The following is a 26934-nucleotide window of genomic DNA, read 5'->3' on the forward strand; positions in this document are numbered from 1 at the left end:
TACTGTTGGCGGTGAGAATTGCCAAAAGGGCAAGTAAGGAATACACAACGAAACCCAACTAAGATAGGACATAAGGTAACTCTCTATAAATACTTGCGGCACGATGGCGTCGAATTCCAAGGCTGGGTAAGCATTCGAACCCATTTAAGGAACAATTAGTAGCAATAGTTATACAAAAACGATTGGTCTAATTTGGAAAAATAGTTACCTTCCCAAAATAGCCCGTAGTCACAATTTATAATTTGCACATGTGGAAGCCCCTCTATTACAATATATTCAATCCCAAAGTAAATAAAGGAGTAAAGACTCGATTGCTAAAAACCTCGCTTGATTTTTCTGAGCTTTGTGAGCTAGTTGACCAGAAAATTAATCGATCGGATAAAAAATTATCAGAGTATATATTTGGAAATCCATTACCTGCAAATTACGAATCGCTCGGTTCTCCTACTCCTAATCCTTCAACATCGAACTTTGAGGATGAGGTTAATTGGATATTGATTTCAATTCGTCAACATGCTAACAGGATTCAGAAATTTGTAGATTTGAGAGCCGAATACGAAAAGTCATTACTTTTAGGGGAATACGTTCGCTGTGAAAAAATACTTACAGCGATTGAAGAAGATGTTTGTTGTTCAATTTGGACGCTGGAAAGTAGATTGTATTTGTTAGAAATTTTTAAATCACAACAAGATCAAAAAAATTTCCTGAGCGAATTTAACAAAGTTAACAAAGGAATATTTACTCCCATTATAGCCCATTATCTCAGTATTAAATCTGAGGAAAGCTTCTCGTTTTTAAAATACCGATCGGACCTTCGCGACATCCTTACCTCACAAGAGTCTGGATTGAATGGCGAGGATATCGAGGGATATTATAATAAGCTGAATTTTTATGGACTAAACTCATATTCGAAATTTTCTCACTTATTATTCTTTGAAAATTACAATTCTGTTGTCGATAGATATCTCACGTTAATTCGAGTGTTTAGATTGATCTTGACAACCGATGATGTACCCCTGAATCTCTTTTCGTTTGTACAAAGTAAAATAAAATATTTGCGTAAGAAAATTAATGATAAAAACATCGATAAGCTTGCAATTTTGTGTAGCGCTCAGGAAATAGAATCTATCAATGTTGAAAAGAGTAGGCAAGAAATTGTTGATGCGTTTGTAGGCGGAAATTATCATAAGGCCATTGAGATTCTGCGATTGGAATTAATCAACGATCCATCGGTGTTCGAACATTATATTATTTATGCATTATCGTACCTGTATCTTAACAAAAGTTTAGTTGCGCCAGTTGCCGGGATCAATCTTCAGTCTAGGATAATTAGTGCTATTTACAACGTGTTGTCGCGCGGGGAGGCACCAGACGACAGTTTATCGTTCTTGAATAGATTAACTTTACAAATAGCAAATTTTTCGATTGCACCAAGTGTACACAATTTTGTATCGTCAGAATCTCCGACGAATTCATTACCATGGAAGGCTTTTGACAGCTTTTCATACAGTGCGACCTATACAACCTTCGGTGAGTCAATTATTAACAAGAAAGCGAAGGAAGAATACTATGAAGGATTGTTGTCTATCATGCCAGATTCTATTTCAGCTAAACTAGATGTAAATAAAAGTCTGAGAGGCCGCTACGATTTTAGTCCAATTGAGCTCCCCGTTGAATCCGCAATGTTGGAAGAGGCTTTGGCATTATCAGCGGAAAAATATTTTAAGAGATCGTTGCCTATATGGACTGATCTATATAATGAATATGACCAAATCGTTCCGATATTTGAAGTTGTTGCAAATGGGCTGTTTTTTGACCTATGTGCCAGCAATTTACTTGATTCGGCAATTGACATATATATTAGAACCTACTTTCAGAATAAAATTATAGCAAAAAAAATAAATTGCTTGCCCTTACACGATTCGATTCGTAAATCCAAATTCCGCAATGTATCTCCGACTATCAACCTGCCAATATTCTACACATTAAGCGGATCTGACGAAAATGAAAGACATACAGCATATGAACGATTTAATGTCTCCATTGGCATTGAGCGGGCATCACAGCTACCCATGAATGTAATATCTGAGGATCTTCGAAAGGCAATATTTTTCCTTTCTAACACGTGTACGATTGAGTTGTTCAAACACTCAATATTCATTGACGGTACTAAGGAGCGCTACACGGAAAGGATTCAAATTCTACAACTCCTTAGTCAGATAGACCCATTGAATAGTTTTGCTTATGCTGAAGAGCTTAACGGTCTAACTGAGAAGTTAATTATTCTTGATGGGCTTCAACAATTGGACGAAAGCAAAATTTACGTGAATGAACAAGGCCTGCTTATTTCTGAGTTAGCCGACTATGAAGGTATATTTAATAGATTTAGGACTATCACAAAAATGGTTAAAAATACCGATGTCCTATTCCTAGACGTCCGAAGCGGTAAACTTAAAAGTATTAGCTCTGTCGAGGGAAAGGATGGTTCGTCGGAAAATAAGGTGTTCTCCTCTCATCCTTTGACAGACGTTTTTGAGGAGCTCTTTAATATTGTGAAAGATAAGTTCTTAAATAGTAACTTTGGCATCACTGCCTATCTGAGTACCCGTATCCGTCACGGCGAGCTTTTAGGAGTGCTTCGGCCAATCTTTGAAAGGAACTTTTTGATTTCTAATAAAGACAATTTGACAGGAGTTTATCAGCGAGTTGATCATTGGGACGACAGGTATGGTTATCTGAGTGACGACGCTCGCGCGGAACTTCAAAGGGTACTTGCTAAATTTTCTGAAGTTATTGATCTAGAGATTCAAAAGTTAATTCGGGTTAATCTACAAATTTCTGTTGATCCCATCGAAGAAAATCCGGCTTGGTTTGATTACTACTTCAGTCCGACAGCACTTACTATTTTTGCAACGGGAATGCGAGAGGTCCAGAGTTACTCGGAGTTCTTGAACAAGGTGATTGCTATTCTCTGGGGCCGAACAGACGACAATCTAGGATTGATTAGAGAAAAGATTAATACAAATATTAAATCAGACTTTAATACTTTACTTAATAAGTTGGATAGTGATCTTTCCGCTGTTATTGCAAGGCAACAAATACCTGAGGTTTACACTAATATTACTACTTGTCGTACGGAGGTACAGAATGCCCTAGATAGAATTGCGAGTTGGTTCAATCGGTCTGGCACTACTACTAATGACTTTACAGTGGATCGTGTTGTAACCGTCGTCCTGGAAAATTTACAACATGGATTTCCTTCAAAGCGGATTGACCTAAGAAAAGCTATCAAGAATGATTGTATGATTAAGGGCGAGTATTATCCTCATTTTGCAGATCTTTTCCGTATTTTCTTCGAAAATATCCTAAAACACTCTACGAATGTTCCTTCGGTCATGACGGAACTTTTAGTAGATTACTCCGATTCAATCATATCTATCGTCATTAGTAATTCTGACCCAGATCCGGATAAACTAGACAAATCTTCTTACCATGGAAGTCCGATAAATCAGATTAAGATTTCATCTGAGGGAAAGTCAGGGTTTCATAAGGCAAGGAAAATTATTATATCCGATTTGAAGAATAGAGACAATATGTTTTCTGCGGAGATTGAAAATGGTTTATACACCGTTAAAGTTCAAATAAACACTAGTGACCTCATACGATGAATGTATTATTAATCGAAGATAATCAGTATAAGGCGGAACAGCTGACAAAGTTCATGCAGACAGAGTTTCCCGATATTTCGCTAACCATTAAAGGGTCGTACAACAGTGGTCTGAAAGAACTTATCCTTCGCAACATTTACTCATTAGTGTTACTAGATATCAGTATGCCGACATACGATGTGTCTCCTGGTGAACCAGGTGGCGAGCCCATTCCACTAGCAGGTAAATTAATCTTAAAAGAGCTTTTTCTTAGAGATATCGACATTAATGCAATCGTCGTGACTATGTACGAGAATTTTGTAGATGGTACTCGTTTGCAGTCACTTCATGAACAGTTCCTTATTGATTTTGGAAGCAACTATCGAGGGTATGTATATTTTTCCCCAGGAGATGACAGTTGGAAGGAAGTACTTAAAAATTCAATTCTAAGAGTGTTATGATAAGAATTTTAGTTGTTGAAGACAACGAATATAAGCTTGATACTGTTAGAAAGCTTCTGACTGAGGATTTAATGATCAACAATGAAAATGTCGATATTGCCACAAGTATAAAGAATGCGAAGAAATTACTTTATAGCAATAGTTACGATCTTTTAATATTAGATCTCGTTTTGCCACTCGAATTGGGGGATCATCCAACGCCAGAAAAAGGTGCTGGTTTTCTGAGTGACATAAATTCAAATCCAAACCTGAACGCTCCAGCTCACATTATCGGACTAACGCAGTACGAGGAATTTCAGTCGCGTTTCAGTGAACATTTTAGTACACATTTATGGTACCTAATTAACTATGATGCTTCGTCAATAAACTGGCAAGACAAGTTGAAGAATCTCGTTAATCACCTACTTAATATCAGAAAAAGCTATAATGCTAGGAATCTTCAGACGGGAACTTTTGATGTAGCTATTATTACGGCCTTGAGCCAGCCCGAGTTTGATAAAGTTTTGGATCTTGCTGCTGATTGGGTTGCGATAAAATTAGAAGATGATCCGGTAATCTATCACACAACTGACTTTGTTAAGGATGGGAAGATTTTAAAGGTTGTGGCAGCTTCTGTAGACCAAATGGGCGTTACGGCTTCTGCGAGCCTTACGACCAAGATTGTCCTTAAATTCAGGCCAAAGTACATTTTTATGTGTGGTATATGTGCCGGCCTGAAAGATCGAGGGCTCAATTTTGGGGATATTTTGATTGCAGATCAATCATGGGATTATGGGAGTGGGAAAATGAGAGATGTTGAAGGCTCTGATGACGTTGTGTTTGAGCCCGATCCAAGGCCAATTATTTTGAACCCAGATTTAAGATCAAAAGTTAATAATTTTTTGAGAAAGGCAGATATCCTATCAGGCATACAAAATTCTGCGAGATACCATAAGCCTCCTTTTGCTTTGAAAGCGAAAATGGGCCCAATTGCGTCCGGATCTTACGTTATCGCAAGTTCCGGTATCTTGGATGACATAAAGGCTCACAATAGAAAACTTTTAGGAGTTGAGATGGAAGGATACGGACTATATTATGCTGCTCAATACACTCTTGGTGAACAAGCAAAAGCAATGATGGTCAAATCAGTTTCAGATTTTGGGGATAACATGAAAAATGATGATTTTCAAGACTATGCTGCTTATACAAGTGTTCAATTTGTTTTTAAATTCATTATGGAGGAACTGATATAGTTAACATTGATCAGAATCAGATCTCATCTATTTTGAATTAATAAGAAGTTTTGTTTTAAAGTAGGCAGCCATGTTAAATATTGCGTCTCTAGATGAAGATGCGGCAGAATACTATTTATGAGTACGCATTTAGGTCGAAAATTGTGTAAATCAAGCAAATCCGCCTTTGTAATGATAATTACTTATAAAGTGCTGGCACCGAACTGATTTCTTGTTACATAGAAAGTTAGCAAGCGCTGAACAGAAGCCAGCGCTTACCTAGGAATTCGATCAGATTTCCTTCAACCGCTCCCGCAACCCCTTCATATCCTCGCTAATCTTCACATCCAATATCTTAGCATAGATCATAGTCTGCTTCAACGACCTATGCCCTAGCATCTTCGAAACCGTCTCAATCGGAACCTTATTACTCAGCGTCACTGTCGTTGCAAACGTATGCCGAGCAATATGGAAAGTCAGCGTCTTTGAAATCCCGCACAGGTTAGCAATCTCCTTTAAGTAAGCATTCATCTTCTGATTACTCAGAACCGGCAGCACAACGCCAGCCGCACAGCATTGCGGATGATCTTTATACTTCTCAATAATTTCCAGGGCCGTATCCAGCAGCGGAATGCGTGTAGGCGCATCCGTTTTCTGGCGGGTAGTGTCAATCCATGGCTCACCGTCCATCCCAACAACAATGTCCGTGGTCTTCAATTGCTTCACATCTACATAAGCAAGTCCGGTGTAGCAGCAGAACAAAAAGATGTCCCGCACCTGGCCGATTCTTTCAACTTCAAATACTTTCTCAGTAAGTCGTTTCAACTCGTCCCTGGATAGCGGGTTCTTCACAACTTCTTTCTTCGTCAACTTAAATCCTTGAAACGGATCTTTCTTCAACCATTTGTTATTAACGCAGATCAGCACAACCTTTTTTAAGTTGCTCATATACTTGATGGCTGAGTTATGGTTGCAGCCTCTGGCACTTCGCAACCAAAAATTAAATTCAGTAATGAATTCATAATTCAAGTCCTTGATCGGCATGTCATCCTTCTTGTACTTCCATTTAATGAAAGAAGCGGTATGTTCCCTAGCGGTCTTATACCGCTTCAAAGTGAGCGGAGCAAACTCTTGTCCGACGAGCGCTTCCATCTGCCCATTATGGTGCGCAAAGACTTCGAGGATCGTGCGAGTTTCATTGCTCTTTCCTAGCAATATGTTTTTTAGCCCTTCCGCAGAAATTTCCTTATCATCCTCTGTAAGGATTTTCTTGGCCTGGTAAACTTTGGCAGTGAGCATATCCAAATACGAATTGAGCGTCTTGGCGTCTTCCTTGTTTCCAGCTGGACGTCCGACTGATGAATTCCACCTTTCAGTATTCCATAACTTCTTGGTAGATAGCTCGGCGACTTTGCCGTCGACGGTAATTCGCAGGTAAACGTAGCGAACTGTTCCTTTTTGATTTCTGGCGGGCTTTAAATAGAAAAGCAGGCCAAATGTTTTCTCCAACATAACACAAGCGTTTAAAAGTGGTTAAATATCGAATTACCACGCTTGCCAATCAAGATGTTTACGCCGTAAACATCTTGCTATCAATTTGTTATGCCGTTTCCAGTGAGTCTTTTTCTCAAAGTGAGTGAACTACACGAAAGACTCACTGGAAACATGGGAATTTTTGCATTTTTTGATACTATCTGAAAAACAAAAATGCCCATAAATCATTGATTTACAGGCATTTTGTTTGACTTTGAACTTATTTCAAGGGAGGGAGACGGGTCTCGAACCCGCGACCTCTAGAACCACAATCTAGCGCTCTAACCGACTGAGCTACAACCTCCGTTTTCGGATTACAAAAGTAGGAAAAGGTTTGAAGGTTACAAGGGAATTACCTAGATTTTTTTCAACCTTCAACCCTTTTCCTTTAGTTATCGTCGATTATTTGTTCGCAACGTAAAGTGCGTCAGCAGCTTTCCAGTCAACTACACTCCAATATGCATCTACGTAGTCGGGACGTTTGTTTTGATATTTCAGGTAATATGCGTGCTCCCACACGTCAAGACCGATCACTGGAGTGCCTTTTACTTCAGCAAGATCCATTAACGGATTGTCTTGGTTTGGAGATGATGTAATTGCGACTTCACCACCCGCTTTTACAATAAGCCATGCCCATCCTGAACCGAAACGGCCTATTGAAGCTTTTTTGAACTCGTCTTTGAAGGCAGCAAATGAACCAAATTTTGCGTTGATAGCTGTTGCCAGTTCCCCAGTCGGTTCTCCACCTCCAGAAGCTGAAAGAGATCTCCAGAAAAATGTATGGTTCCAGTGGCCTCCGCCGTTGTTACGAACCGGTGCCGGAGCTTTGCTGATATTTGCCAACAATTCTTCAAGACTTTTGCCTTCAAGTTCTGTTCCTGCAACTGCAGCATTCAAATTTGTAACATATGCCTGGTGGTGGCGGTCATGATGTATTTCCATTGTTAATGCATCAAAGTGCGGCTCCAATGCATTATTTGCGTACGGTAAGGGATCAAGAGTAAATGCCATTTTAATTAAGGTTTATTGGTTGTTAAAGTTATATCGTATTGATTGAACAGCAGAATGAAGGTTTATGTTCTTAACCCTTTAAAAAACTTAAGAAGCAATTCTTTGCTCTCTTCCGCCATTATTCCTTTTATTAGCTGAGTTTTAGGGTGTAAAATTTTCATACCATGACGCGCAAAGCCGCGCTTTTCGTCCTCTGCACCGATCACAATCCGCTTCATTTGTGTCCAGTATAGCGCTCCTGCACACATTACGCAGGGCTCCAAAGTCACATATAATGTGCAATCGGTCAGGTATTTTCCACCCAAACTGCCCGATGCGGCAGTAATAGCCAACATTTCGGCATGGGCCGTCACATCGTTCAATTTTTCGGTTTGATTATACCCTTTCCCAATTATCCTTTCACCTGAAACCACGACCGCTCCAACAGGGATTTCACCCTCTTCATATGCCTGAGTCGCCAACTGAAACGCCATAGCCATAAAATAACGATCTATAATATCGGTTTGAATGTCCATTTTTAGCTTTAAGCGATTATGGGTTAGTGATTTGCGCATTATCGTCAAAGCTCAAAAAACATCTTAACTTATGCTGCTAACGTATTTCACTCGTCACTTACCAACAAAAATGGGATATTATTGCCAAGCAATGAATATCCCATTCTAATTTCTTATATAAATTTTAAGGCTTAATCACCTTATGTGTTTCTTTCAAGTCTGCATTTCCGACCCTAATCAGGTACAGTCCTGAAGGATAAGTATTGAAATTCAGGTTATTGATTTTCTCTTTTGAAGAACGATGTTGCAGAATTTGCCCATTCATATTCATTACGTCCACAGAGACGCCCGCATCCTCGATTTTGCCGATAATCTCTACAGTGCATTGGTCATGGACCACCGTTGGATATACCTTCGCCCAATCTTTAACGGGAGGTTCAACGCCTAATATCGGATCAACCTGTACCCTTGCCGTTCCTTCCACCCTACCACTTCCACAAACATTGGTTACTGAAGATATCTTATATGTCGTCGTCTTCGCGGGCGCTACCACGACAGTATATGGGCTTGATCCGGCGTTGATCAACGAATCGGCTGTCCCGTTGTTCAGGTTAAATGACCACGGACCTGTGCTTGTCAGGGTTATAGACAACTGAGCAGTTTCTCCGATAACTATCGTTTGAGATCCTGAAATAGTGGCTACTGCCAGCGGCTTAGCCGTAATAGGAATTTGACTTACACTACCTTTTACGGTGAACGCAGCATCCGTTCCCTCGCTAACAACTCTTACAACATAGTTTCCACCTTTTGTTGTGTCCGGGAAAGTGGCTGTGATGGTGCTTCCGTTTACAACCGATGGTATCGAATAAAACATAGTATCCGCCGACTGAGGTGCTATCTGTACTTTAAACTGATTAGCAGCAGGGAAATCGCCTGATTTTTGGAAAAGAACCTGGAATGTTTTTCCGGCACATGCTTCTGCAACCGATGGATTACCCGTTGTAATTGTAGGCACCTTGACAGTCACAGTAGCTGTTCCTAAAGGAATACCTTTTCCACAAGCATTTGAAACTTCAGTAACACGGTAAGTTGTCGTTACGCTAGGTCTTACCTGCACATCCAGATTCTGAGTAGATGTTTCTCCCGTTTTGCCATCTGATAATACATATTTCCACGGACCATCGCTGGTAAAATCAATTCTCACTGATGCTGTGCCCCCCAGGTCAATCGTAGAATTACCGGATATACTTGCTGAAGGAAGTGCTTTGATGTGAACTTTTATCTCCTCTTTCGGACTCTCGCAACGATTCGCGGCTCCGGTTTGGGTTACATAAAAAGAGTAATCTTCCACCTTTTCTGTAAATGGAGTGAATGGTGTGCTCTGTGATTCTCCTGTTGTAGTTCTATACCATTTCAATTCATTTCCGGTTGCAGTCAACTGTTGTGCGGTTTCTCCCTGACAAAATGCTAAAGCCGTAGTTGTTTGTGGAACAGGAGTTGTGTTGATAGTCACATCAATTTTCGCCCGATCGCCTAAACATCCGTTTAATGTCTGAGCAACATAGTACGACGTTGTCCCACCTACCTGAGTGGAAGGAACTGGCGCATCACCTGAGGAACTGCCTCCAGTTGCATTCGTTCCAAACCAATTTAAACTAGCGTTAGCGACAGGAGTTGCAGTCAATGGAACTGCCGGTACAAATTGACAGTATACCACGGGCGTCGCCGTTACAGCTGGTAGCGCAGGTAAAGGCTTCACAAGTACACTCTTTTTAACGCGCGTTGCACTTTCACACTTGTTCAAATCTACCTGAGTTGCATAGTATATGGTTTCACCGGCCGTTTTAAGGTTTAGCGTTGGAACAGTTGTTTCGGCAGTACCACCAGTAAGGGCTTTATACCATTTAACAGTATTGCCACCCACGGTAGCATCAAATGTATATGTTTTGTCAGCTCTCTCCTGGCACAATGCTTCTGAGGTCACAACAACACTGGCAGGAAGGCCATTTGTTTTAACATCCAATTTAGCTTTCGGACCTTCACACGCAAGCGTCGGACCTGTGTAACTAGCTGTTTGTGTTACGTAATAACTTACAGTTCCTACGGTTGTAGTGAATGGTATTGGAGCACTCGGCAGTTCAGTTCCTGCCGCGTTATACCATGTCAAATTTGTTCCAGTGGCTGTCAACGCTGTTGCGCCTGTCTGGTTCTGGCAATATGCCACTGGTGTCGTAACTGTTGGCGCTACCGGAGCGGCCTTTATTTCCAATGAAACCACAGCTCTTGTAGCACTTTCACAACCGTTCACTGTTTGGGTTACATAATATTTATTGGTTCCGCTGGTTGCTGTCACCACCGCTGGAACAGTTTCAGATCCTTGGCCGCCCGAAGCAGCGCTATACCATAAAAGCGATGTCTTAGGAGTCACCGCATTTAGCAATACTGATGAAGCCACTGTTGCATCTTCACAAACCGATGCCGGTGCAGTAACAGTTGGCGCAGCTGGAGTTGCCTTCACTTTCACGTCAATTCTTGAACGTTCGCTTTCGCAATCATTCAAAGTTTGGCTCACATAAAATATCTGATTTCCTGCAGTCGTGGTTAAAGGTGTTGACGACACAGTTGTATTTCCAGTCAAGCTGCTATACCATTTCAATGCGGTACCTGATGCAGTTAGCGGAGAAGCTGTTTCCCCAACACAATATTCAACTGGATCCGCACTTACTCCTGGAGCTGGCGTTTTATATACATTAACTACAATCTCTTTCTTTGTACTCTCACACTTGCCAGTCTCCGTCTGTGTCACGTAGTATTTGGTAGTAGTTGTTGTGCCGACATTTAAGTTTGGCACGGGAGCATTAGCCAATAATGTGCCCGCAGCATTGTACCATTTAATTATAGCTCCTGTTGTTCCAGTAGCCGTGAGGGCTGGAGCTGTTGTTGTACTTGCACAATAGTTAACAGGGGTTGCAGAAGTTGGCTCAGCAGACAAAACACATGCAGTAACCACAACATCAATTTTCGCACGTGGACTTTCACACCCATCCGGCGATGCCGATTGAGTGACCCAATAACTTTTTGTACCAGCTGCTGTCGTTAGAGGTGTGGGAGCAGCCCCAAGAGCAGTTCCTCCAGAAGCAACTGAATACCATTTCAAATTTGTGCCAGTGGCTGTAAGCTGAGTAGCTGATGCACCCATTGTATAATTCACAGTGGAGACTACAGTTGGAGCCACTGGTGCTGCCACCACTTTTACGGTTACTTTAACTTCCGCACTAGCACATTTCATGGATTCATTAGACCACACATAGTAATCTTTTGACCCAACTGTTGCTGTTGAAGGAATAGGAGTGTCAGTTCCTGTCGTGGCACCATCTCTCCACCCGTAAAAATTCACATTGAAATCATAATTCTGGATAGTTCCCTTTAGTAAATCTTCCGTAACAGTAGAATTTTGACATATATCCCCAGGATTTGTAATAATTGGTGTTGCACTCACATATCTAGGTATGATATAAACTTCCGCAGCACTACTTTCACAGCCACCAACTGTCTGGGTAACCAAATAACTTGGCGCCGCAGGTAATCCATATGATCCACCGGATGCGACAGGAAGGGTTGGTGCCCCGGACAATAATGTCTTCACGGGAGGTGTGGAAGGAAGAAAAGAGTACCACTTTAAGGCGGTCCCAGTGGCAGTTAAGGTTAATGCTGCGGCTCCTTCACAACGATAAATATCTTTTTGCGTTACTGGTGCCGCCGGTGCTGCATTGACTGTAAGAACAGCACTAGCTGTTCCAATAATTGCGGGAGTTGCAGACGATACAACCCTAACTTTGTAGCCAGCTCCACCCGCTGCATCAAAAGGTATTCTTGCGTCAATGGGATTCTCAGAATTAACAGAACCTATCTCAACAGCACTTGCAAATGAACCAGCCGCATCAGAGAGTTGAGCTTTAAAAACCGTCCCTCCGGGGAAAGTACCTGTTAATTCAAAAGGTACTGAAATAGAACTTCCTGCGCAGTAAGTAGTTGGCGAAATAGTAACAGTTGTAATTGTTTGAGCGAATGAAGCAGCTATTCCTAATATGATAGCAAAATTTATTAGTATGGCTTTTCGAATAAACGTATTTTTCATGAATATGGCTTAAGTGTCTTACCCTCTTTTCCTTGGCGGCAAAGTTAGAGATAATTTTACAAAATATGTTCGACAAAGTCCTAGTGAAGAGGGCTTTTCCGTTCAATGATGGAGGAGTAAACAGCATCCTGAATCCGTCGGCGGACTCTCTGCGTGTTTATGAGTGAATTTTCAGGGTCGGGGTGTACGCGATTGGAAAGAAATACAAATACCAGGTCTTCTTCCGGATCCACCCACACCATCGCGCCGGTAAATCCGGTATGGCCAAAGGAATTGACAGAAGCCAGAGGAGAAACATATGAGCTGTTTCCGTCAAGCGGAGCCTTGTCCCAGCCCAACCCTCTGTGATGTCCCTGATCGTATAGTTGTGAAAAAAGCGGGACTGTTTCCGGTTGGAATATCTGAACTCCGCCATATTTACCTTTCCACAAATTCATTTGAAACAAGACCGCAAGGTCTCGGGCAGCTCCAAAAAGGCCGGCATGCCCTGATACTCCGCCTTGTTCGGCCGCCATTTGGTCATGAACTGTTCCCTGCAAAAGCTGGCCTCTGTATCGGTAATCCTGCTCGGTAGGGGCAATCTGTTTTTGCGGAAATTTTTGAAGTGGCTTAAAACCCAGATAGTTTGTGCCGATGGGATCATATACATTGGTAGAAACATAGATATCCATTGGAACTGCGGTAATACGTTCCACCACTTTTTGTAACGTCAAAAATCCGAGATCGCTATAAAGAAAACCGTAGTCGCCTGATTTTCCCCTTTTATTGTTCATGGGAGATTTCACGACCCATTTCCATACAGAATCTCTGAGAGCCTCTTTGGCAAACAATTTGGGCGCCACCTGCAAATTGTAAACACTATCCTGGCGACTGCTATAATATTCAGGCAGCAGTCCACCAACAGGTGTTTTAGTTCTTTCCCACAAGGAAGGATAAAAAGAAATCATTCCGGAGCGATGAAGCAAAAGATCGCGAATCGTGATCTTTTCTTTTGATGTTGCAAGCAGTTCCGGTAAATAGTGTGAAGCACGCTGGTCCAGATCAATCTGCTTACGATCATACAAAAGCATAATGGCTTGCAAGGTGGCCGACACTTTGGTCAAAGATGCCAAATCGTATAATGTCTCTGGAGTTACTCTGTCCGGAGTTCTGTAATCCAAGCCACCGAATTGCTTTTCGTAAACTACTTTCCCATGTCTCGCAACCAATATTTGACAGCCCGGAAACGCGCGGTCGGCAACGGAAGCCGCAGCTAACCCATCAATTGCTTTCAAGGTCGCACTGTTCATACCCACACTTTCAGGAGTACCAAAAGCCAGGCGATTCAGAGCGTTTGTCTCAATCCCACTTCCAACTTTGTAAGACAAGACAGAAACGGGCAATTTACCTGTCGCCCGGAGAGCTCCGAATATTACCTGAGGAACAATTTCCTGAGAGTCAGTACCATCCTGATTGGCACAAATAATGCCGTCAGCTTCCGGGAAAAATTGAATACTATATGGAGTCCCAAACAAACACAAAATCACTTTTTTGCCCTGCTGTCTCAATTGTGTGACAAAGGCGGCTGTTTCAGAAGAGATACCGTAATACCTGCGTGGATTGGAAGATATACCATGAATATCAACCACCACAATATCATAGGCTTCCACATTACTGATCATCTGCGTGATATCCCCCTGATTTGCTGGTTCACCGTAGAATGAGAACGGCCTAACCGACTTATAAAAAGACATCATTTTTTGAAAGGCCGAATTGCTGCCTTCCCCAATACTTACAGTCGCGATTTTAAGATTTTCAACTGATTTTAAAGGAAGGATATTATTGTCATTTCGCACCACGGTCATCGAAGCTTCGCAAAGATCCCTATATAGTCTTTTGCTCTCTTCCTTATTAAGATCCTGATACAAATTGGCCAGCTCAACCGGTTTAAACTTGCTGAGCCCCGCCCAATATTTGGCTTGCAGAATTCTCTTGACCTTATCCTCTATAATTTTCTCACTGATCTGCTTTTGATCGATCGCGTCTTTGATTTTCGCGATCGTCTCCGCTACGTTTTCAGGGTATAACAAAACATCGTTTCCGGCAACCAGAGCTTTCAGATTCACATCAGCAGCACGGCCATTTTTCAGAACACCCTGCATATTCATGGCGTCGGTAAAAACCAGGCCTCGGAATCCAAGCTCTTTCCGAAGAAGACCTGTCACCATTTTTTCAGAAAGGGAGCTGGCTACCTGGGAAGAATTATCGACCGACGGAACATATAGATGACCGCTCAAAACACCCATCAGGCTATCTGCAATCATCCGCTTGTATGGATACAAATCCAGCTCCGAAAGTTCTTCTGCCGAATGCTTTAGCACAGGTAATGTAAAATGTGAATCGCTGTCCGTATCTCCATGACCAGGAAAATGTTTCGCCGTGGCAATGATGCGATTCCTTTGCAAGCCTTTCATATATGCAATCGCCTTACGGGTTACATTTTCGCGATCTTCACCAAAAGAACGGATACCGATGACAGGATTTTTAGGATTGCTATTGATATCCGAAACAGGCGCGAAATTGATCTGAATACCCAGTCTCTTACACTGCTGCGCAATATCCGCTCCCATCCTAAAGACCAATTCATCGTCCGAGATAGCACCTAACACCATTTGTTTTGGAAACGAAATAGTACTATCCAAGCGCATCCCAAGTCCCCATTCTCCATCGATTCCTATGAAAAGTGGCACACGGCTTTCAGACTGATATCTATTGGTGAGTCCTGCCTGAGCCAATGGGCCGCCCTGGAAGAATATCAAGCCACCGATATGGTAGTCATTGATCAGTTTATCTATATACTTATAATGATTTTCGTCTCTGTTTGAAAAGGTTGCGATCATAAAGAGTTGACCAATCTTCTCTTCAAGGGTAAGGGAATTGAGTGTACTGTCCACCCACTGGCTTTCAGGAAGCACTAGTACCGGACTTGAGATTTTCCTGACAACCTTTTTGGATTTTTCTTCTACCGGAGTCTCCGGTTTCAAAATTTCCGGTAATGCCGTAGACATTAGTTTCCAAGCCACGGCAACCAGCGAACTCAAAACTAATATTACAACTATACTAACTGTAAACCCAAATCGGCGCTTAAACCAATACTTCATATCACTATTAACTTACTGATTCTTAGAGGAAGTTCCTTTACACGGGTTAGACTTTTAAATTTACCCCAGGTCACTTTTACAATTATAACAATTTAAAATATGAATAAATCCATGAAAAATCGATTTTAAGACAATTCTAATATTCTAATCTGCTTAAACCAGGTGCCCCATAACTAAGTAGTAGTCAGCCTTTTGAAAATCTCTTCCAAACTTTCTCCACCGCTTCGCAGTTCATCTAGACTGCTATCCTGCACCACTTTCCCTTTGTTGATCACTATCACCCGGTCGCAGAGTGCTTCCACTTCCTGCATGATATGGGACGAGAACAAAACTGTTTTATTTCTCCCGGCTGTGCGGATCAGGTTTCTGATTTCAACGATTTGATTCGGATCCAAACCAGTCGTTGGTTCATCAAGTATCAAAACCTGAGGGTTGTGAAGAAACGATTGCGCGAGTCCAACTCTTTGCCGATATCCTTTGGAAAGCTCACCTATTTTCTTCTTTTTTTCGACATCCAGACCACACAGACTTATAATTTCATCGACTCTGTTTTTGAGTATATCTCCACCCAGGTTATAAAGTTTCCCTGTAAAAAGAAGGAACTCACGAACGTACATATCCAAATACAACGGATTGTGTTCAGGCAGGTAGCCGATGGATCGTTTTGATTGGATTGACTGAGTTACAACATCAAATTCCGAAACATATGCGTTTCCGGATGTGGGGGCAAGATATCCCGTCAACATCTTCATGGTTGTCGACTTTCCCGCACCATTCGGCCCTAGAAAACCTACTATTTCACCCGGCTTCAAGGAGAACGAAATACCGTCTACAGCGCGCTGAGAACCATAAATTTTTGTGAGATTTTCTACCCTTATCGACATCCTTTTCTTTAAAAATTACCGTAGGATATGGATCCTGTGGCACAGCTGGTTATAAAAAAACCGTCTGATAAAAATCTTATCAAACGATTTTTTGCCACAAAGAACACACTTACTGTTCAGACTTTCAAGAATAATTTGTTCCGGTACAGTAAATACATAAAGGCCCACTCTACCGCAATGAAGGCAACAACCTCGCCCACTTTTTCGACCGATTCGGGCAGAAGACTTAATATTCCGCCAAATAGTGCCTCAGCCGTATATCCAAAGCTGATAAAACTACCAACCATATATATGACGATCGAATTCATCCCTATCACGACAAAGAAGAAAGTCCATTTGCGGTAATTCATGACATCTATGATCCAATAAAACAGAGCCAGTAGCAGTGTGCTGAAACCTCCGGCGCAAAGCACAAACGAGCTTGTCCACAAATTCTTATTGATCGGGAAAAAGTAGTCCCAAACCATACAAAGTAGCAAACTAACAACGCCCGCCGCTATCAGATATATCACTTTGGTATTTTTAGAAAGCACTGCCTCCGAAGTTCTCAGAAGCTCTCCTGCAAAAATCCCCATGAGCCCTGTGGCAATGGCAGGAATGGTTGAAACGAGTCCTTCAGGATCATGAATCTTTTCATGGAGTCTCCCCGGCAGGATCAATTTGTCAAAATAACTGGCCGGATTGCATTCAATAGTAAGAAAACCTGCGCCGCAGCCAGGAACCGGATATAACATCATAAATGCATAATAGCCAATCAAAATTCCTGCGAACCATATCCAGCGTGCCCGAAAGCCAAAATATAAATAGATGATCTGTGCGAACATTCCCGCCAAACCGATACGAGCCAAAACACTCGGATACCGTATCTGAGACCATTCTTTTTCAAAAATTCCGTTGTTGTAAATAATACCAAGCAGTACCAGAATTAACCCTCTCTGAATAACCTTTTTGATCAGGTCAGAAGGTAGCGCCCCTTTTTCCAGCCGACTCCCCAGCGAGAACGGCGTCGAAACACCAGCCATAAACAAAAAGGTTGGGAAAATCAGGTCATATGCGCGGAAACCATTCCACGAGGGATGGGTTAACTGATGAGCAATTACGATTGCCCACGACCAACCGGTCACTTTCGCGAGTACATGAAATAAATCTTCACCGCCTGATATCCAGAACATATCGAAACCGCGGAGGGTGTCGAGCGACAGAAGTCTTTTGGATGCCTTGTTTTCGGGGACTGAATCCGGAATAGACTCAGGGGAATTAAATTCGGTATTTGCCAACATGAATCAAATTTTATTACAGGAAAAAGAAGTATTTCCAATATAACTACTGACTAAGCTTCTAAATATACCATAATGAAATGAGTGAAAAATCGCATTGTTTAAAAAATTATATTAGTCAAAAATCAAATGATACTTTCGCCGGATACCGATCGGCTTTTCAAAAAAATCTGCCTGGAAATGCCATTCGATATATCGATTTGCAAACGTGCACGTTTATATGATCGAACAAAATTCCCCGCTAGTCATGAAAAAATATTGGTCGCTGATCGTACTGTGTATCTTATTTTCAAGTTCTTCTTTCGCTCAGAAATCAGCAAGTTCTTCTTCCTCATATGAAGAGAGAGACAACTCGAATAGCAAGCTGAATACCAAGCGTTTCGAAAAATATCTGAATCAGCATAAAGCCGAGCTCAATCTCTCCAAACGGCAGATAAAAGATTTGAATAAAATCGACCGGCGATATGCCAAAAGAGACCGAAAACTTTCCAGAAATGATGCCAAAAGACGTGATCACCAAGAATTGGATAAGCTGAAACGAGAAGAAATGCTGGACGTTCTGACTAACGAACAACAGGATCAATTGCAGGCCTTGATCAAAAAAGGACGATTCAGCCTGGATCAGCTATTCGGCAGATAATATATCTCACTTTTTCCCGGTTTTCCCGAGCCATAATAATGCGTTGGTAATCAACTGACAAGATTCAGGACTCGAAAAGGTGAACGACAATTCTTTGTTTGTTTTGTGCTCGTAATCAATGTCATTGTGCCCCATATTGAAATAGATCATTTTGAATTTCCTGTTAGTCCATACGATCGGATAATAGCCGCTGTGCCATATTTCATGCAATTTCGGCCCCGTTCCGAGTGGAAAACTTGAACTGTCGACCGACAATAGAATATCAATATCAGGGTTAGCTTTCAAATCATTCTCCCAGCGATACCATTCACTAGGCGCAGTTTTGATGATGGAAGCGAGATTTTTTGTTGCGGGATGGTTTAGATTTTCGACTTTCAGAAATGCTGAAGTCGGTCGCCAGGTATTGCTCTTATATTGACCTGAACCCAGAAAAACATTGTGATACCAGTCCCAGTTTTGAGGATATGCAGAGGGGGTCAAAGCAAAAGCCGCAAAATGAAACCCTATCCAGCCACCGCCCTTTTCTATATATTGTTGGAAGGCAGCTCGTTGTTCAGGCGTTTCTGGTCGGGTGTCGAGGAAAATAACGACCTGATATTGAGATAGAAATTGGTAATTCAGGTTATTCCAATTGGTGGTAGTGTCATATACAAAATTCTTTTCAGCTGCAATTTTCTTAAACCATGTATTTGCCTCTTTTACAAAACTGATATGCGCCTGGTCATTCTTACCCGTAAAAAATGCAATAGCCTTAAAATCAGGATGTTTTGCAGTTGCAAATGTTGCCTGAAAACTCAAAAGCAAAAAAAATAGACACAAACACTTTTTAAGGATATACATATCGAACGGCGACGAATATTGAGTTAAGGACTTGACCCTGATGTAAATACCAGGACAACAAAATTTACTGATCGCCTCCATTCCTCTCAGCAATTTTGCTAAATCATGTAATAAAAAAGCCCGCCGAATGTGCTTCAACGGGCTAAGAATTTAGGGAGTGTTTAGTTAGTGGTATATATATTCTCCGGACTCGGCCGTAATCGTCAGCTGTTTTACGTCTGACAGTTCAACTCTTCCAACTATTTGTGCATCTATACCAAAAGATTTAGAAATTTCAATCACCCTTTCTGCATGCTCGGCAGACAGGTAAATTTCCAAACGGTGACCCATATTGAACACTTTATACATTTCTTGCCAGCTAGTACCGCTTTGCTCCTGAATAAGACGGAAAAGTGGCGGAATTGGCAATAGGTTATCTTTAATAATGTGCAAGTTATCTATAAAATGGAGAATCTTGGTCTGAGCTCCACCGCTGCAGTGGACCATCCCATGAATAACATCCCGCATTTCATCCAAAAGCGCTTTTGCAACAGGAGCATATGTACGTGTCGGTGAAAGAATTAATTTACCAGCATTAACAGGCGATCCTTCCACTTCGTCAGTCAGCGACTTCGCGCCGCTATATATCAAATCTATATCAACTTCAGGATCAAAACTTTCCGGATACCTTTCGGCCAGATATTTACCCAAAACATCGTGACGAGCCGAAGTAAGACCATTACTTCCCATCCCGCCATTGTACTCGGTTTCATAATTTGCCTGACCATAAGAGGCCAGCCCGACGATCACATCACCCGCCTGTATATTAGCGTTATCAATTACTTCCGACCGTTTCATCCGAGCGATCACAGTGCTGTTTACCGTCACAGTGCGTACAAGGTCTCCCACATCGGCTGTTTCGCCGCCGGTGCTGTATATTTCAACGCCGTAGCCTCTCAGCATTTCCAAAACCTCTTCCGCTCCGTTGATTACTTCCGCAATCACTTCACCCGGAATCCGGTTTTTATTTCGGTCGATTGTTGATGAATATAACATAGGGCCCGTAGCGCCCACGCACAGCAGGTCATCCGTGTTCATTACAATGGCATCCTGCGCAATCCCTTTCCAAACCGATATATCACCTGTTTCTTTCCAATAAAGATAAGCGAGCGAAGTTTTAGTTCCTGCTCCGTCGGCGTGCATTACGGTACAATATTCCGGATCTCCGGCGAGAATATCAGGCACTATTTTACAAAAAGCCTTCGGGTATATACCCTTGTCAATTTTCTCAATCGCCTTATGCACATCTTCCTTAGAGGCCGAAACACCGCGCTGCAGATACCGGTCAGTTGTTTTCATACAAGTCTTCAATGAATGAATTGGTGAATGAGTGAATGAATGAATATGCCAGATTCAGCCATTTGGCGAATAAAAAGATTACGGCTTACGTAGGGTATGTAAATTGAGCGATAATATTCACTCAATGACTCCTTCTCTCATTCACTCATTGGTTTTCTGCCCCAAAAGTACAAAAAAAGACGGGCGATGTATGAAAAATACGTACTGGGAATTTGATTAAAGCTTTGGTTTCACAGCATCATCCTTTACTTCTGAAAGTAAACGACTTATAAAAAAGCGACTAAAATAAGTCATTTTTAAAATAAAATTTTTAGCAATTACCTTTTAGCTTTACAACTGTGAAGTAGAATTTGAATACACAATATAATCGTCCAAAACGCTTTATATTGACCTATAACCCACTGACCTTCATGCGAAATACAATACAAAAGTCGGTTCTTGCCACCTTTCTTTGCCTAGTTGTCTGCATCACTTCGTCGAAAGGACAAGCATTTCAAAAACCGGCGACTGCTGAATCGGACACACTCGGCACCATGGAATCGCTGGTTTCGTTTGCAACCAAGCATTTACATATACCTTATCGGTCCGGTGGCTCGTCGAAAAGAGGATTTGATTGCTCAGGTTTTGTCCGATATTGCTATAACAAATGGAATATACTTCTTCCACATTCCAGTTCAGCGCAATCTAAATACGGTGAAAAAGTGGATATTGAAGCTGCCCGCCCTGGTGACCTGATTTTTTTCAAAGGTCATAGTTCAAAAAGCAGTCAGATTGGACACGTTGGAATTATCACAGAAGTGCATGACGGATATGTGAAATTTATCCATTCCGCGTGGAAAGGCGGTATCCGTTATGACCTTTTAAGTGCCGATTATTATCACAAAAGATTTGTAGCCATCCGAAGGCTTATAGAATAATAACGTTGATAAAAGTTGGAATCACTGTCTGCCCATCAACTAGCGACGCGCCAATCACTCACATCTTCACAAGAATACCTGTCAGCCAGCCCCTAAAACCTCCCCTTTTATTTAGTTAGTCCAAAAACCTGATTAATTTTACTGCCTGAACTCCACAATTGGCGTTAAATGGTTTACGTAAAGAAAAAAGTAGTGTATTGCGAGAACACTTCGCGATTTGCATTCATCTATTTGCTTTGCGTGCAAAATTTCGTGTGGAATCCTGCTCTAACTATTATTCCAAATTAAACAGCTCGCTTGTCGTCTGTTTTAAATTATACATATTTTGAAACTCTGGCAAAAAGAAAATACCGTCACATCCGAAAGAATCGAACGTTTCACTGTTGGTCGGGATCGGGAAATGGATCTCAACCTTGCTGAATTTGACGTGTTGGGTAATTTGGCGCATGCCGCCATGTTACAAACGATTGATCTGCTCACTTCGGAAGAACTGTCTCAGCTTCAGGCTGAACTTCTTGTGATATATGAACAAACACTGCAAGGTGATTTCGTGATCGAAGATGGCGTGGAAGATGTTCACTCTCAGGTGGAACTGATGCTGACACGGAAGCTTGGAGATACAGGCAAGAAAATTCACAGCGGCCGTTCTCGCAACGACCAGGTGTTGGTGGATATGAAACTATATACCCGCGACAGGCTATATCGTGTCGTGCAGGCGACTGAAAAACTTTTCTTTACGCTGATCAGAAAATCGGAAGCGCATAAGAATGACTTGCTGCCAGGATATACCCATTTGCAAATTGCGATGCCTTCATCTTTCGGACTTTGGTTTGGCGCTTATGCTGAAGGTTTGATCGACGATGTAATCCAGCTTCATGCTGCATTTCGTCTTGCCAATCGAAATCCGCTGGGTTCTGGTGCAGGGTACGGCTCATCTTTCCCCCTGAACCGTCAAATGACCACCGATTTGCTGGGCTTTGAAGATATGCATCATAATGTGGTATATGCACAGATGAGTCGCGGAAGAACGGAACAGGCTGCTTTGGCAGCCATATCGTCCCTTGCGGCGACCGTGTCGAGACTAGCGATGGACGTGTGTTTGTACAACAGCCAGAATTTCGCTTTCATCATCTTACCGGATGATATGACAACCGGAAGCAGCATTATGCCGCACAAGAAAAATCCGGATGTGGCAGAATTGCTCCGTGCTAAAACCAACCGCATGAAAGCGCTGCCGATGGAAGTAACGATGGTATTGAGCAATTTACCGTCGGGATATCACCGTGATATGCAGCTTTTGAAAGAGATTTTGATGCCCGCATTTGACGAGATATTGGACTGTCTGGATATCGCTAATTTTATGCTGGAAGGTATGTCAGTTAAGAAAAATCTGCTCGACGATGCTAAATATGACCTGTTGTTTAGTGTAGAAAGAGTAAATGAACTGGTTATCAAGGGAGTACCGTTTAGAGATGCATATAAACAAGTGGGTGCGGAAATAGGCGACGGAAGCTATCAGGCGTCACGCGAATTGAACCATACTCATGAAGGCAGTTTGGGCAATCTGCAAAACGACCTGATATGTCAGCGAATGAATACCGAAATCAGAAAATTCGGATTCGATGAAGTTCAGCGGGCGATTAATTTGCTGCTTTCTTCATCCAAAAAATAATTTGATTAAACCGGCAACTCAACCGTTGCCGGTTCATTTCCCTAAAATCCTATTCCCAAACTTCCTGATGTCGTATTTCAAAATAAGTTTAATCGCCATAATTTCACTCGGAATCATGGCGTTCTCCTTATCCGAAAATACCACGTCAGCCTACAAATCCCCTTTCCTGAAAGCCTCCGCACTGGCAGACGGCAAACAATTGGCTCAAATTTATTGTCAAAGGTGTCACGCATTTCCCGATCCTTCTTTGCTCGATAAACAGACCTGGGTTGAAAAGGTTTTGCCGAATATGGCTATGAGGATGGGAGTAAAAGTGCCTCAGTCTGAAAAGCTTGAACCGCTTCCCGAAGCGGAAGACAAGATCTTAAAAGCACTGAATATATATCCGGAAACTGCTTTAATTAGTCAGCCTGAATGGCAGCAGATTGTTGAATATTACGAGCGGGAGGCTCCGGCGGAAAATCTACCTCAGAAAAAAGTTGAGCCCATATCAGAACAGCTTCCGCTTTTTACCGCTAAAACCCTCACGCTGGAAGACAAGCCGGTTTCGCAGATTACACTGCTTAAATATGACAAAGGAACTGCTCAACTATATGTCGGCGATGCCCAAAACTCCCTGTATGTAATTGATAAGGATTTCAAGATTACCGATAAATGGTGGCTGGATACGGCGCCAACAGACATTGATTTCCCCAAAAACGCACCACCCCGGATATTAACAATAGGAATTTTCAGTCCTTCAGATCAAAAATTGGGACGGTTGATGACTTTGACAAAATCAACGGTTCCGGACATGGTCAATATTTCTGGATTACCGCGTCCGGTTTCATTTTCCACTTCCGATTTGAATATGGATGGAAAGGAAGACGCGATCATATGCGGTTTTGGCAATTACTCGGGAAAGCTTTTCTGGCTTGATAATTTCGACCAAAACAAAGAACACATATTAAAAGAACTTCCAGGGGCCAGAAATACGGTCATAAAGGACATGAACGGAGATAAGAAACCGGATATCGTGGCATTAATGGCACAGGGTCGTGAGGGTATGTCCATCTTTTACAATCTTGGAAATGGAAAATTCAGGGAAAAAGAAATCCTGCGCTTTTCTCCGGTCTTTGGTGCCAGTTATTTCGAGATGGTGGATTTTAACAAGGATGGCTTTCAGGATATCCTACTCGCTAATGGTGATAACTGGGATTATTCGTCTGTCAATAAAAATTACCATGGCATTCGAATTTACATGAACGACGGCAAAGACAACTTCAAAGAATCCTGGTTCTATCCTATATATGGAGCCGCAAAAGTGCTTGCCAGAGATTTTGACGGCGATGGAGATCTGGATATCGCAGCCACGTCATTTTACAACGACTTGGAGCATCCGGAACAGGGATTCCTTTATTTTTCAAACCAGGGAAATCTCAAATTCAATGTTTCTTCCACCCCGGAAGCAGCATTGGGTAAATGGCTGACGATGGAAGCGGCGGATATTGACCAGGACGGCGATACCGATATTATTTTGGGCTCCTATTTTCAAAATATTGCGGAAGTCACCAAACTTATGCTACGCGGGGCAACATCTTTCCCGCAACTTTTGATTCTTGAAAATAAAAGTAAATAACTTCCGAATTATCGATTTTATTTGATCTGTACAAGCCACCACCTCTGTCCCATTTTATTATCATTTTTCAATTCAGAAAAAATTCTAAATATACTCCTAAATTTGCTCTTCTCAAGTGACGAAGACGCAAAAGGAATGCCCTAACAAAATGACAATCAACAAAGTACTCGAGCCATCCGTGAATGCTCGAACCGGATCTTTTGCCCTATTGAAATTATTAATGTCGATAGGAATTACATTTTCACTTTTTACCAGAATCGCACTACTCATCAAATCGGCTTCCAATGTCGATTTTAGCGTGATCAATTTGCTCGGCATTTTTGGTATCGGGTTGTTTTATGATATCATTAATGCACTTTATTTGATATTACCACTTGCAATTTATTTATGGATAGTTCCGAGGAAAAGTCTGGTGAAGCGCGGTCATCGCATTGCACTATATTGTCTGTTCTCGATATTCACATTCGGTCTGTTATTTAACTGTGTCTCAGAATGGTTTTTTTGGGATGAGTTTAGCTCACGGTACAACTTCATCGCGGTCGATTATCTTGTTTATACAGGTGAAGTGATTGGTAATATTCGCCAATCGTATCCTGTTGAACTGATTGTGACCGTTTTGATTTTAATCACTTCGGGGATTGTATATATTGTTTTGAATCCGATTATTCGCAAAGAGAGCTTTCATAATTTCCCTTTTCGGGTACGATCTCTTTTTATGGCAGGATATATATTGTTGCTAGTCTCAAGCTTTTCCCTGGTCAAAACGACATTTCGTCAATTTTCAGAAAATACTTATGTGAACGAACTCGCGGGCAATGGGCTTTATGAACTGTTTGCCGCCTACAGAAATAATGAACTTGACTACGCTCAGTTTTATAAGAAAATTCCGGAAAAGGAAGCGTTTAGTCTGGTACGTGCTTTGATAAGAACACCTGAAAGCACGTTCATTAACAACGATCCCTATAGTGTTGAAAGGAAGATTGTCAACCCCGGTGCTGAAAATAAAATGAATGTGGTACTGATTAGCGTGGAGAGCCTTAGTGCTGAATTTTTAGGTTCATTTGGTAATACGCAGCATATCACGCCCAATCTGGATTCACTGGCTGATGTGAGCCTGCTGTTTACGAATCTGTACGCAACCGGTACCCGCACTGTCCGTGGGCTGGAGGCTCTTTCCATATGTACCCCACCGACACCGGGACAGTCAATCGTCCGCAGGCCAAATAATGAAGGACTGTTTTCGGCTGGGCGCGTTTTCAAAGAAAAGGGATATCAAAGCAAGTTCATATATGGAGGATATAGCTACTTTGACAATATGGGATATTTTTTTGAACACAATGACTATGAAGTAGTTGATCGTAATAAAATTGACAAGAAAGATATTGCATATGAGAATGTGTGGGGGGTGGCTGACGAAAACCTTTTTACACTTGCCACGCAAGAAATAGAGAAGACCGTAAAATTGGGGAAGCCCGCTTTTGCCCATATCATGACGACCTCCAACCATCGACCGTTTACCTATCCCGACGGCCGAATTGATATTCCGTCGCACTCCAGCCGCGAGGGAGCAGTAAAGTATACCGATTATGCAATTGGGAAGTTTATACGGGAAGCAAAGCGGAAGCCTTGGTTTAACACTACGCTTTTTGTTATCGTGGCTGATCACTGTGCGTCAAGTGCTGGAAAAACGGATTTGCCGGTCAGCAAATATAAAATACCGTTGCTGATATATGCACCGGGCATTGTTAAACCTGGGAAAATGGATCGTCTGATGAGTCAGATTGATTTAGCTCCGACAATTCTTGGGCTGCTGAATTTTTCATATACCAGCAAATTCTTCGGTTATGATATCTTCAAACTGGAGCCGGGCCGGGAAAGGGCATTTATAAGCACTTATCAAAGTTTGGGATATTTGAAGAAAGATACGCTGATCATATTAAAACCGCAGCGTTTGGCCAGTTCGTTTGTAGTTGAAACGGGAAGCGATTCTACGCGAGCTACCGGGGTGAATGAGATATTAACCAAACAGGCTGTTAGTTTCTACCAAACTGCCAGTTATCAGTTTAAGCATCGTTTGATGAATTGAAATTCGGGAAACGTGAGATTTGAATCT

At 41.9% G+C, this 26934-nt stretch carries 17 protein-coding genes and 1 tRNA gene; 8 read left to right on the forward strand and 10 right to left on the reverse strand.

The features are described 5' to 3' along the window. The first annotated feature begins 248 nt into the window (after positions 1 to 248). From AC1XUD_RS08270 to AC1XUD_RS08280, 3 genes are read left to right on the forward strand one after another with little or no spacing between them, the layout of a single operon-like run. The gene (locus AC1XUD_RS08270; RefSeq protein WP_483360501.1) at positions 249 to 3668 is read left to right on the forward strand and encodes a hypothetical protein; all 3420 of its coding nucleotides are present in this window, start codon (positions 249 to 251) and stop codon (positions 3666 to 3668) included. Beyond that, positions 3665 to 4108 (forward strand): hypothetical protein, encoded by a 444-nt coding sequence (locus tag AC1XUD_RS08275; protein WP_483360502.1) that lies wholly within the window; start codon positions 3665 to 3667, stop codon positions 4106 to 4108. The genes AC1XUD_RS08270 and AC1XUD_RS08275 overlap by 4 nt, the downstream gene beginning before the upstream one ends. Next, positions 4105 to 5340 carry a 5'-methylthioadenosine/S-adenosylhomocysteine nucleosidase family protein gene (locus tag AC1XUD_RS08280; RefSeq protein WP_483360503.1) on the forward strand — a complete coding sequence of 412 codons (1236 nt, stop codon included), beginning with the start codon at positions 4105 to 4107 and terminating at the stop codon, positions 5338 to 5340. Before AC1XUD_RS08275 ends, AC1XUD_RS08280 begins: the two co-directional genes overlap by 4 nt. Before the next feature lie 270 nt (positions 5341 to 5610). On the opposite strand, the gene AC1XUD_RS08285 is transcribed toward AC1XUD_RS08280, so the two are convergent. From AC1XUD_RS08285 to AC1XUD_RS08320, 8 genes are all read right to left on the reverse strand, one after another. Further along, positions 5611 to 6831 (reverse strand): site-specific integrase, encoded by a 1221-nt coding sequence (locus AC1XUD_RS08285; RefSeq protein WP_483360504.1) that lies wholly within the window; start codon positions 6829 to 6831, stop codon positions 5611 to 5613. Positions 6832 to 7081: 250 nt separating this feature from the next. After that, positions 7082 to 7157 (reverse strand) — tRNA-His (locus AC1XUD_RS08290). A gap of 97 nt (positions 7158 to 7254) precedes the next feature. After that, positions 7255 to 7863, reverse strand: coding sequence for a superoxide dismutase (locus AC1XUD_RS08295; RefSeq protein ID WP_483360505.1), 609 nt, complete (start codon positions 7861 to 7863; stop codon positions 7255 to 7257). 62 nt (positions 7864 to 7925) lie between these two features. Then, positions 7926 to 8378 carry a nucleoside deaminase gene (locus AC1XUD_RS08300; RefSeq protein ID WP_483360506.1) on the reverse strand — a complete coding sequence of 151 codons (453 nt, stop codon included), beginning with the start codon at positions 8376 to 8378 and terminating at the stop codon, positions 7926 to 7928. A gap of 163 nt (positions 8379 to 8541) precedes the next feature. Next, positions 8542 to 12495 (reverse strand): Ig-like domain-containing protein, encoded by a 3954-nt coding sequence (locus tag AC1XUD_RS08305; RefSeq protein WP_483360507.1) that lies wholly within the window; start codon positions 12493 to 12495, stop codon positions 8542 to 8544. An 80-nt stretch (positions 12496 to 12575) separates the two neighbouring features. Beyond that, positions 12576 to 15542: a serine hydrolase domain-containing protein gene (locus AC1XUD_RS08310; RefSeq protein WP_483360508.1), complete on the reverse strand. Its 2967-nt coding sequence runs from the start codon at positions 15540 to 15542 to the stop codon at positions 12576 to 12578. 266 nt (positions 15543 to 15808) lie between these two features. Further along, positions 15809 to 16519 (reverse strand): ATP-binding cassette domain-containing protein, encoded by a 711-nt coding sequence (locus AC1XUD_RS08315; protein ID WP_483360509.1) that lies wholly within the window; start codon positions 16517 to 16519, stop codon positions 15809 to 15811. 116 nt (positions 16520 to 16635) lie between these two features. Continuing rightward, complete coding sequence (locus tag AC1XUD_RS08320) at positions 16636 to 17799, reverse strand: acyltransferase family protein (RefSeq protein ID WP_483360510.1); 1164 nt, start codon at positions 17797 to 17799, stop codon at positions 16636 to 16638. A 244-nt stretch (positions 17800 to 18043) separates the two neighbouring features. Here AC1XUD_RS08320 and AC1XUD_RS08325 point away from each other — a divergent pair, with 244 nt between their 5' ends. Next, on the forward strand, positions 18044 to 18436 hold the full coding sequence (locus tag AC1XUD_RS08325; protein WP_483360511.1) for a hypothetical protein: 393 nt from the start codon (positions 18044 to 18046) through the stop codon (positions 18434 to 18436). 6 nt (positions 18437 to 18442) lie between these two features. Here AC1XUD_RS08325 and AC1XUD_RS08330 read toward each other — a convergent pair whose 3' ends face one another. Beyond that, complete coding sequence (locus tag AC1XUD_RS08330) at positions 18443 to 19276, reverse strand: ThuA domain-containing protein (protein ID WP_483360611.1); 834 nt, start codon at positions 19274 to 19276, stop codon at positions 18443 to 18445. Between the two features lie 165 nt (positions 19277 to 19441). After that, complete coding sequence (locus AC1XUD_RS08335; protein WP_483360512.1) at positions 19442 to 20614, reverse strand: AIR synthase related protein; 1173 nt, start codon at positions 20612 to 20614, stop codon at positions 19442 to 19444. 410 nt (positions 20615 to 21024) lie between these two features. Here AC1XUD_RS08335 and AC1XUD_RS08340 point away from each other — a divergent pair, with 410 nt between their 5' ends. The 4 genes from AC1XUD_RS08340 to AC1XUD_RS08355 all read left to right on the forward strand — a co-directional run bounded on the left by AC1XUD_RS08340 (position 21025) and on the right by AC1XUD_RS08355 (position 26907). Next, positions 21025 to 21531, forward strand: a complete 507-nt coding sequence (locus AC1XUD_RS08340) for a C40 family peptidase (protein WP_483360513.1) — start codon at positions 21025 to 21027, stop codon at positions 21529 to 21531. A 325-nt stretch (positions 21532 to 21856) separates the two neighbouring features. Beyond that, entirely contained in the window at positions 21857 to 23203 is a 1347-nt protein-coding gene (argH, locus tag AC1XUD_RS08345) for an argininosuccinate lyase (protein WP_483360514.1), read from the forward strand. Between the two features lie 115 nt (positions 23204 to 23318). Then, a complete protein-coding gene (locus tag AC1XUD_RS08350; RefSeq protein ID WP_483360515.1) occupies positions 23319 to 24821 on the forward strand; it encodes an FG-GAP repeat domain-containing protein in 1503 nt (500 codons plus the stop codon). A 148-nt stretch (positions 24822 to 24969) separates the two neighbouring features. Beyond that, the gene (locus tag AC1XUD_RS08355; protein WP_483360516.1) at positions 24970 to 26907 is read left to right on the forward strand and encodes an LTA synthase family protein; all 1938 of its coding nucleotides are present in this window, start codon (positions 24970 to 24972) and stop codon (positions 26905 to 26907) included. The last annotated feature ends 27 nt before the right edge of the window (positions 26908 to 26934 follow it).

The organism is Dyadobacter sp. HNCC25DJ184 (assembly GCF_056895215.1).

What these genes read in the sequence shown, in the direction of transcription:
- AC1XUD_RS08335 (WP_483360512.1), bottom strand. Translation starts at nt 20,614, where the DNA reads ATGAAAACAACTGACCGGTATCTGCAGCGCGGTGTTTCGGCCTCTAAG.
- AC1XUD_RS08280 (WP_483360503.1), top strand. Translation starts at nt 4,105, where the DNA reads ATGATAAGAATTTTAGTTGTTGAAGACAACGAATATAAGCTTGATACT.
- AC1XUD_RS08350 (WP_483360515.1), top strand. Translation starts at nt 23,319, where the DNA reads ATGGCGTTCTCCTTATCCGAAAATACCACGTCAGCCTACAAATCCCCT.
- AC1XUD_RS08285 (WP_483360504.1), bottom strand. Translation starts at nt 6,831, where the DNA reads ATGTTGGAGAAAACATTTGGCCTGCTTTTCTATTTAAAGCCCGCCAGA.
- AC1XUD_RS08325 (WP_483360511.1), top strand. Translation starts at nt 18,044, where the DNA reads ATGAAAAAATATTGGTCGCTGATCGTACTGTGTATCTTATTTTCAAGT.
- AC1XUD_RS08295 (WP_483360505.1), bottom strand. Translation starts at nt 7,863, where the DNA reads ATGGCATTTACTCTTGATCCCTTACCGTACGCAAATAATGCATTGGAG.
- AC1XUD_RS08320 (WP_483360510.1), bottom strand. Translation starts at nt 17,799, where the DNA reads ATGTTGGCAAATACCGAATTTAATTCCCCTGAGTCTATTCCGGATTCA.
- AC1XUD_RS08310 (WP_483360508.1), bottom strand. Translation starts at nt 15,542, where the DNA reads ATGTCTACGGCATTACCGGAAATTTTGAAACCGGAGACTCCGGTAGAA.
- AC1XUD_RS08340 (WP_483360513.1), top strand. Translation starts at nt 21,025, where the DNA reads ATGCGAAATACAATACAAAAGTCGGTTCTTGCCACCTTTCTTTGCCTA.
- AC1XUD_RS08275 (WP_483360502.1), top strand. Translation starts at nt 3,665, where the DNA reads ATGAATGTATTATTAATCGAAGATAATCAGTATAAGGCGGAACAGCTG.
- AC1XUD_RS08315 (WP_483360509.1), bottom strand. Translation starts at nt 16,519, where the DNA reads ATGTCGATAAGGGTAGAAAATCTCACAAAAATTTATGGTTCTCAGCGC.
- AC1XUD_RS08305 (WP_483360507.1), bottom strand. Translation starts at nt 12,495, where the DNA reads ATGAAAAATACGTTTATTCGAAAAGCCATACTAATAAATTTTGCTATC.
- AC1XUD_RS08270 (WP_483360501.1), top strand. Translation starts at nt 249, where the DNA reads ATGTGGAAGCCCCTCTATTACAATATATTCAATCCCAAAGTAAATAAA.
- AC1XUD_RS08330 (WP_483360611.1), bottom strand. Translation starts at nt 19,276, where the DNA reads ATGTATATCCTTAAAAAGTGTTTGTGTCTATTTTTTTTGCTTTTGAGT.
- AC1XUD_RS08355 (WP_483360516.1), top strand. Translation starts at nt 24,970, where the DNA reads ATGACAATCAACAAAGTACTCGAGCCATCCGTGAATGCTCGAACCGGA.
- AC1XUD_RS08300 (WP_483360506.1), bottom strand. Translation starts at nt 8,378, where the DNA reads ATGGACATTCAAACCGATATTATAGATCGTTATTTTATGGCTATGGCG.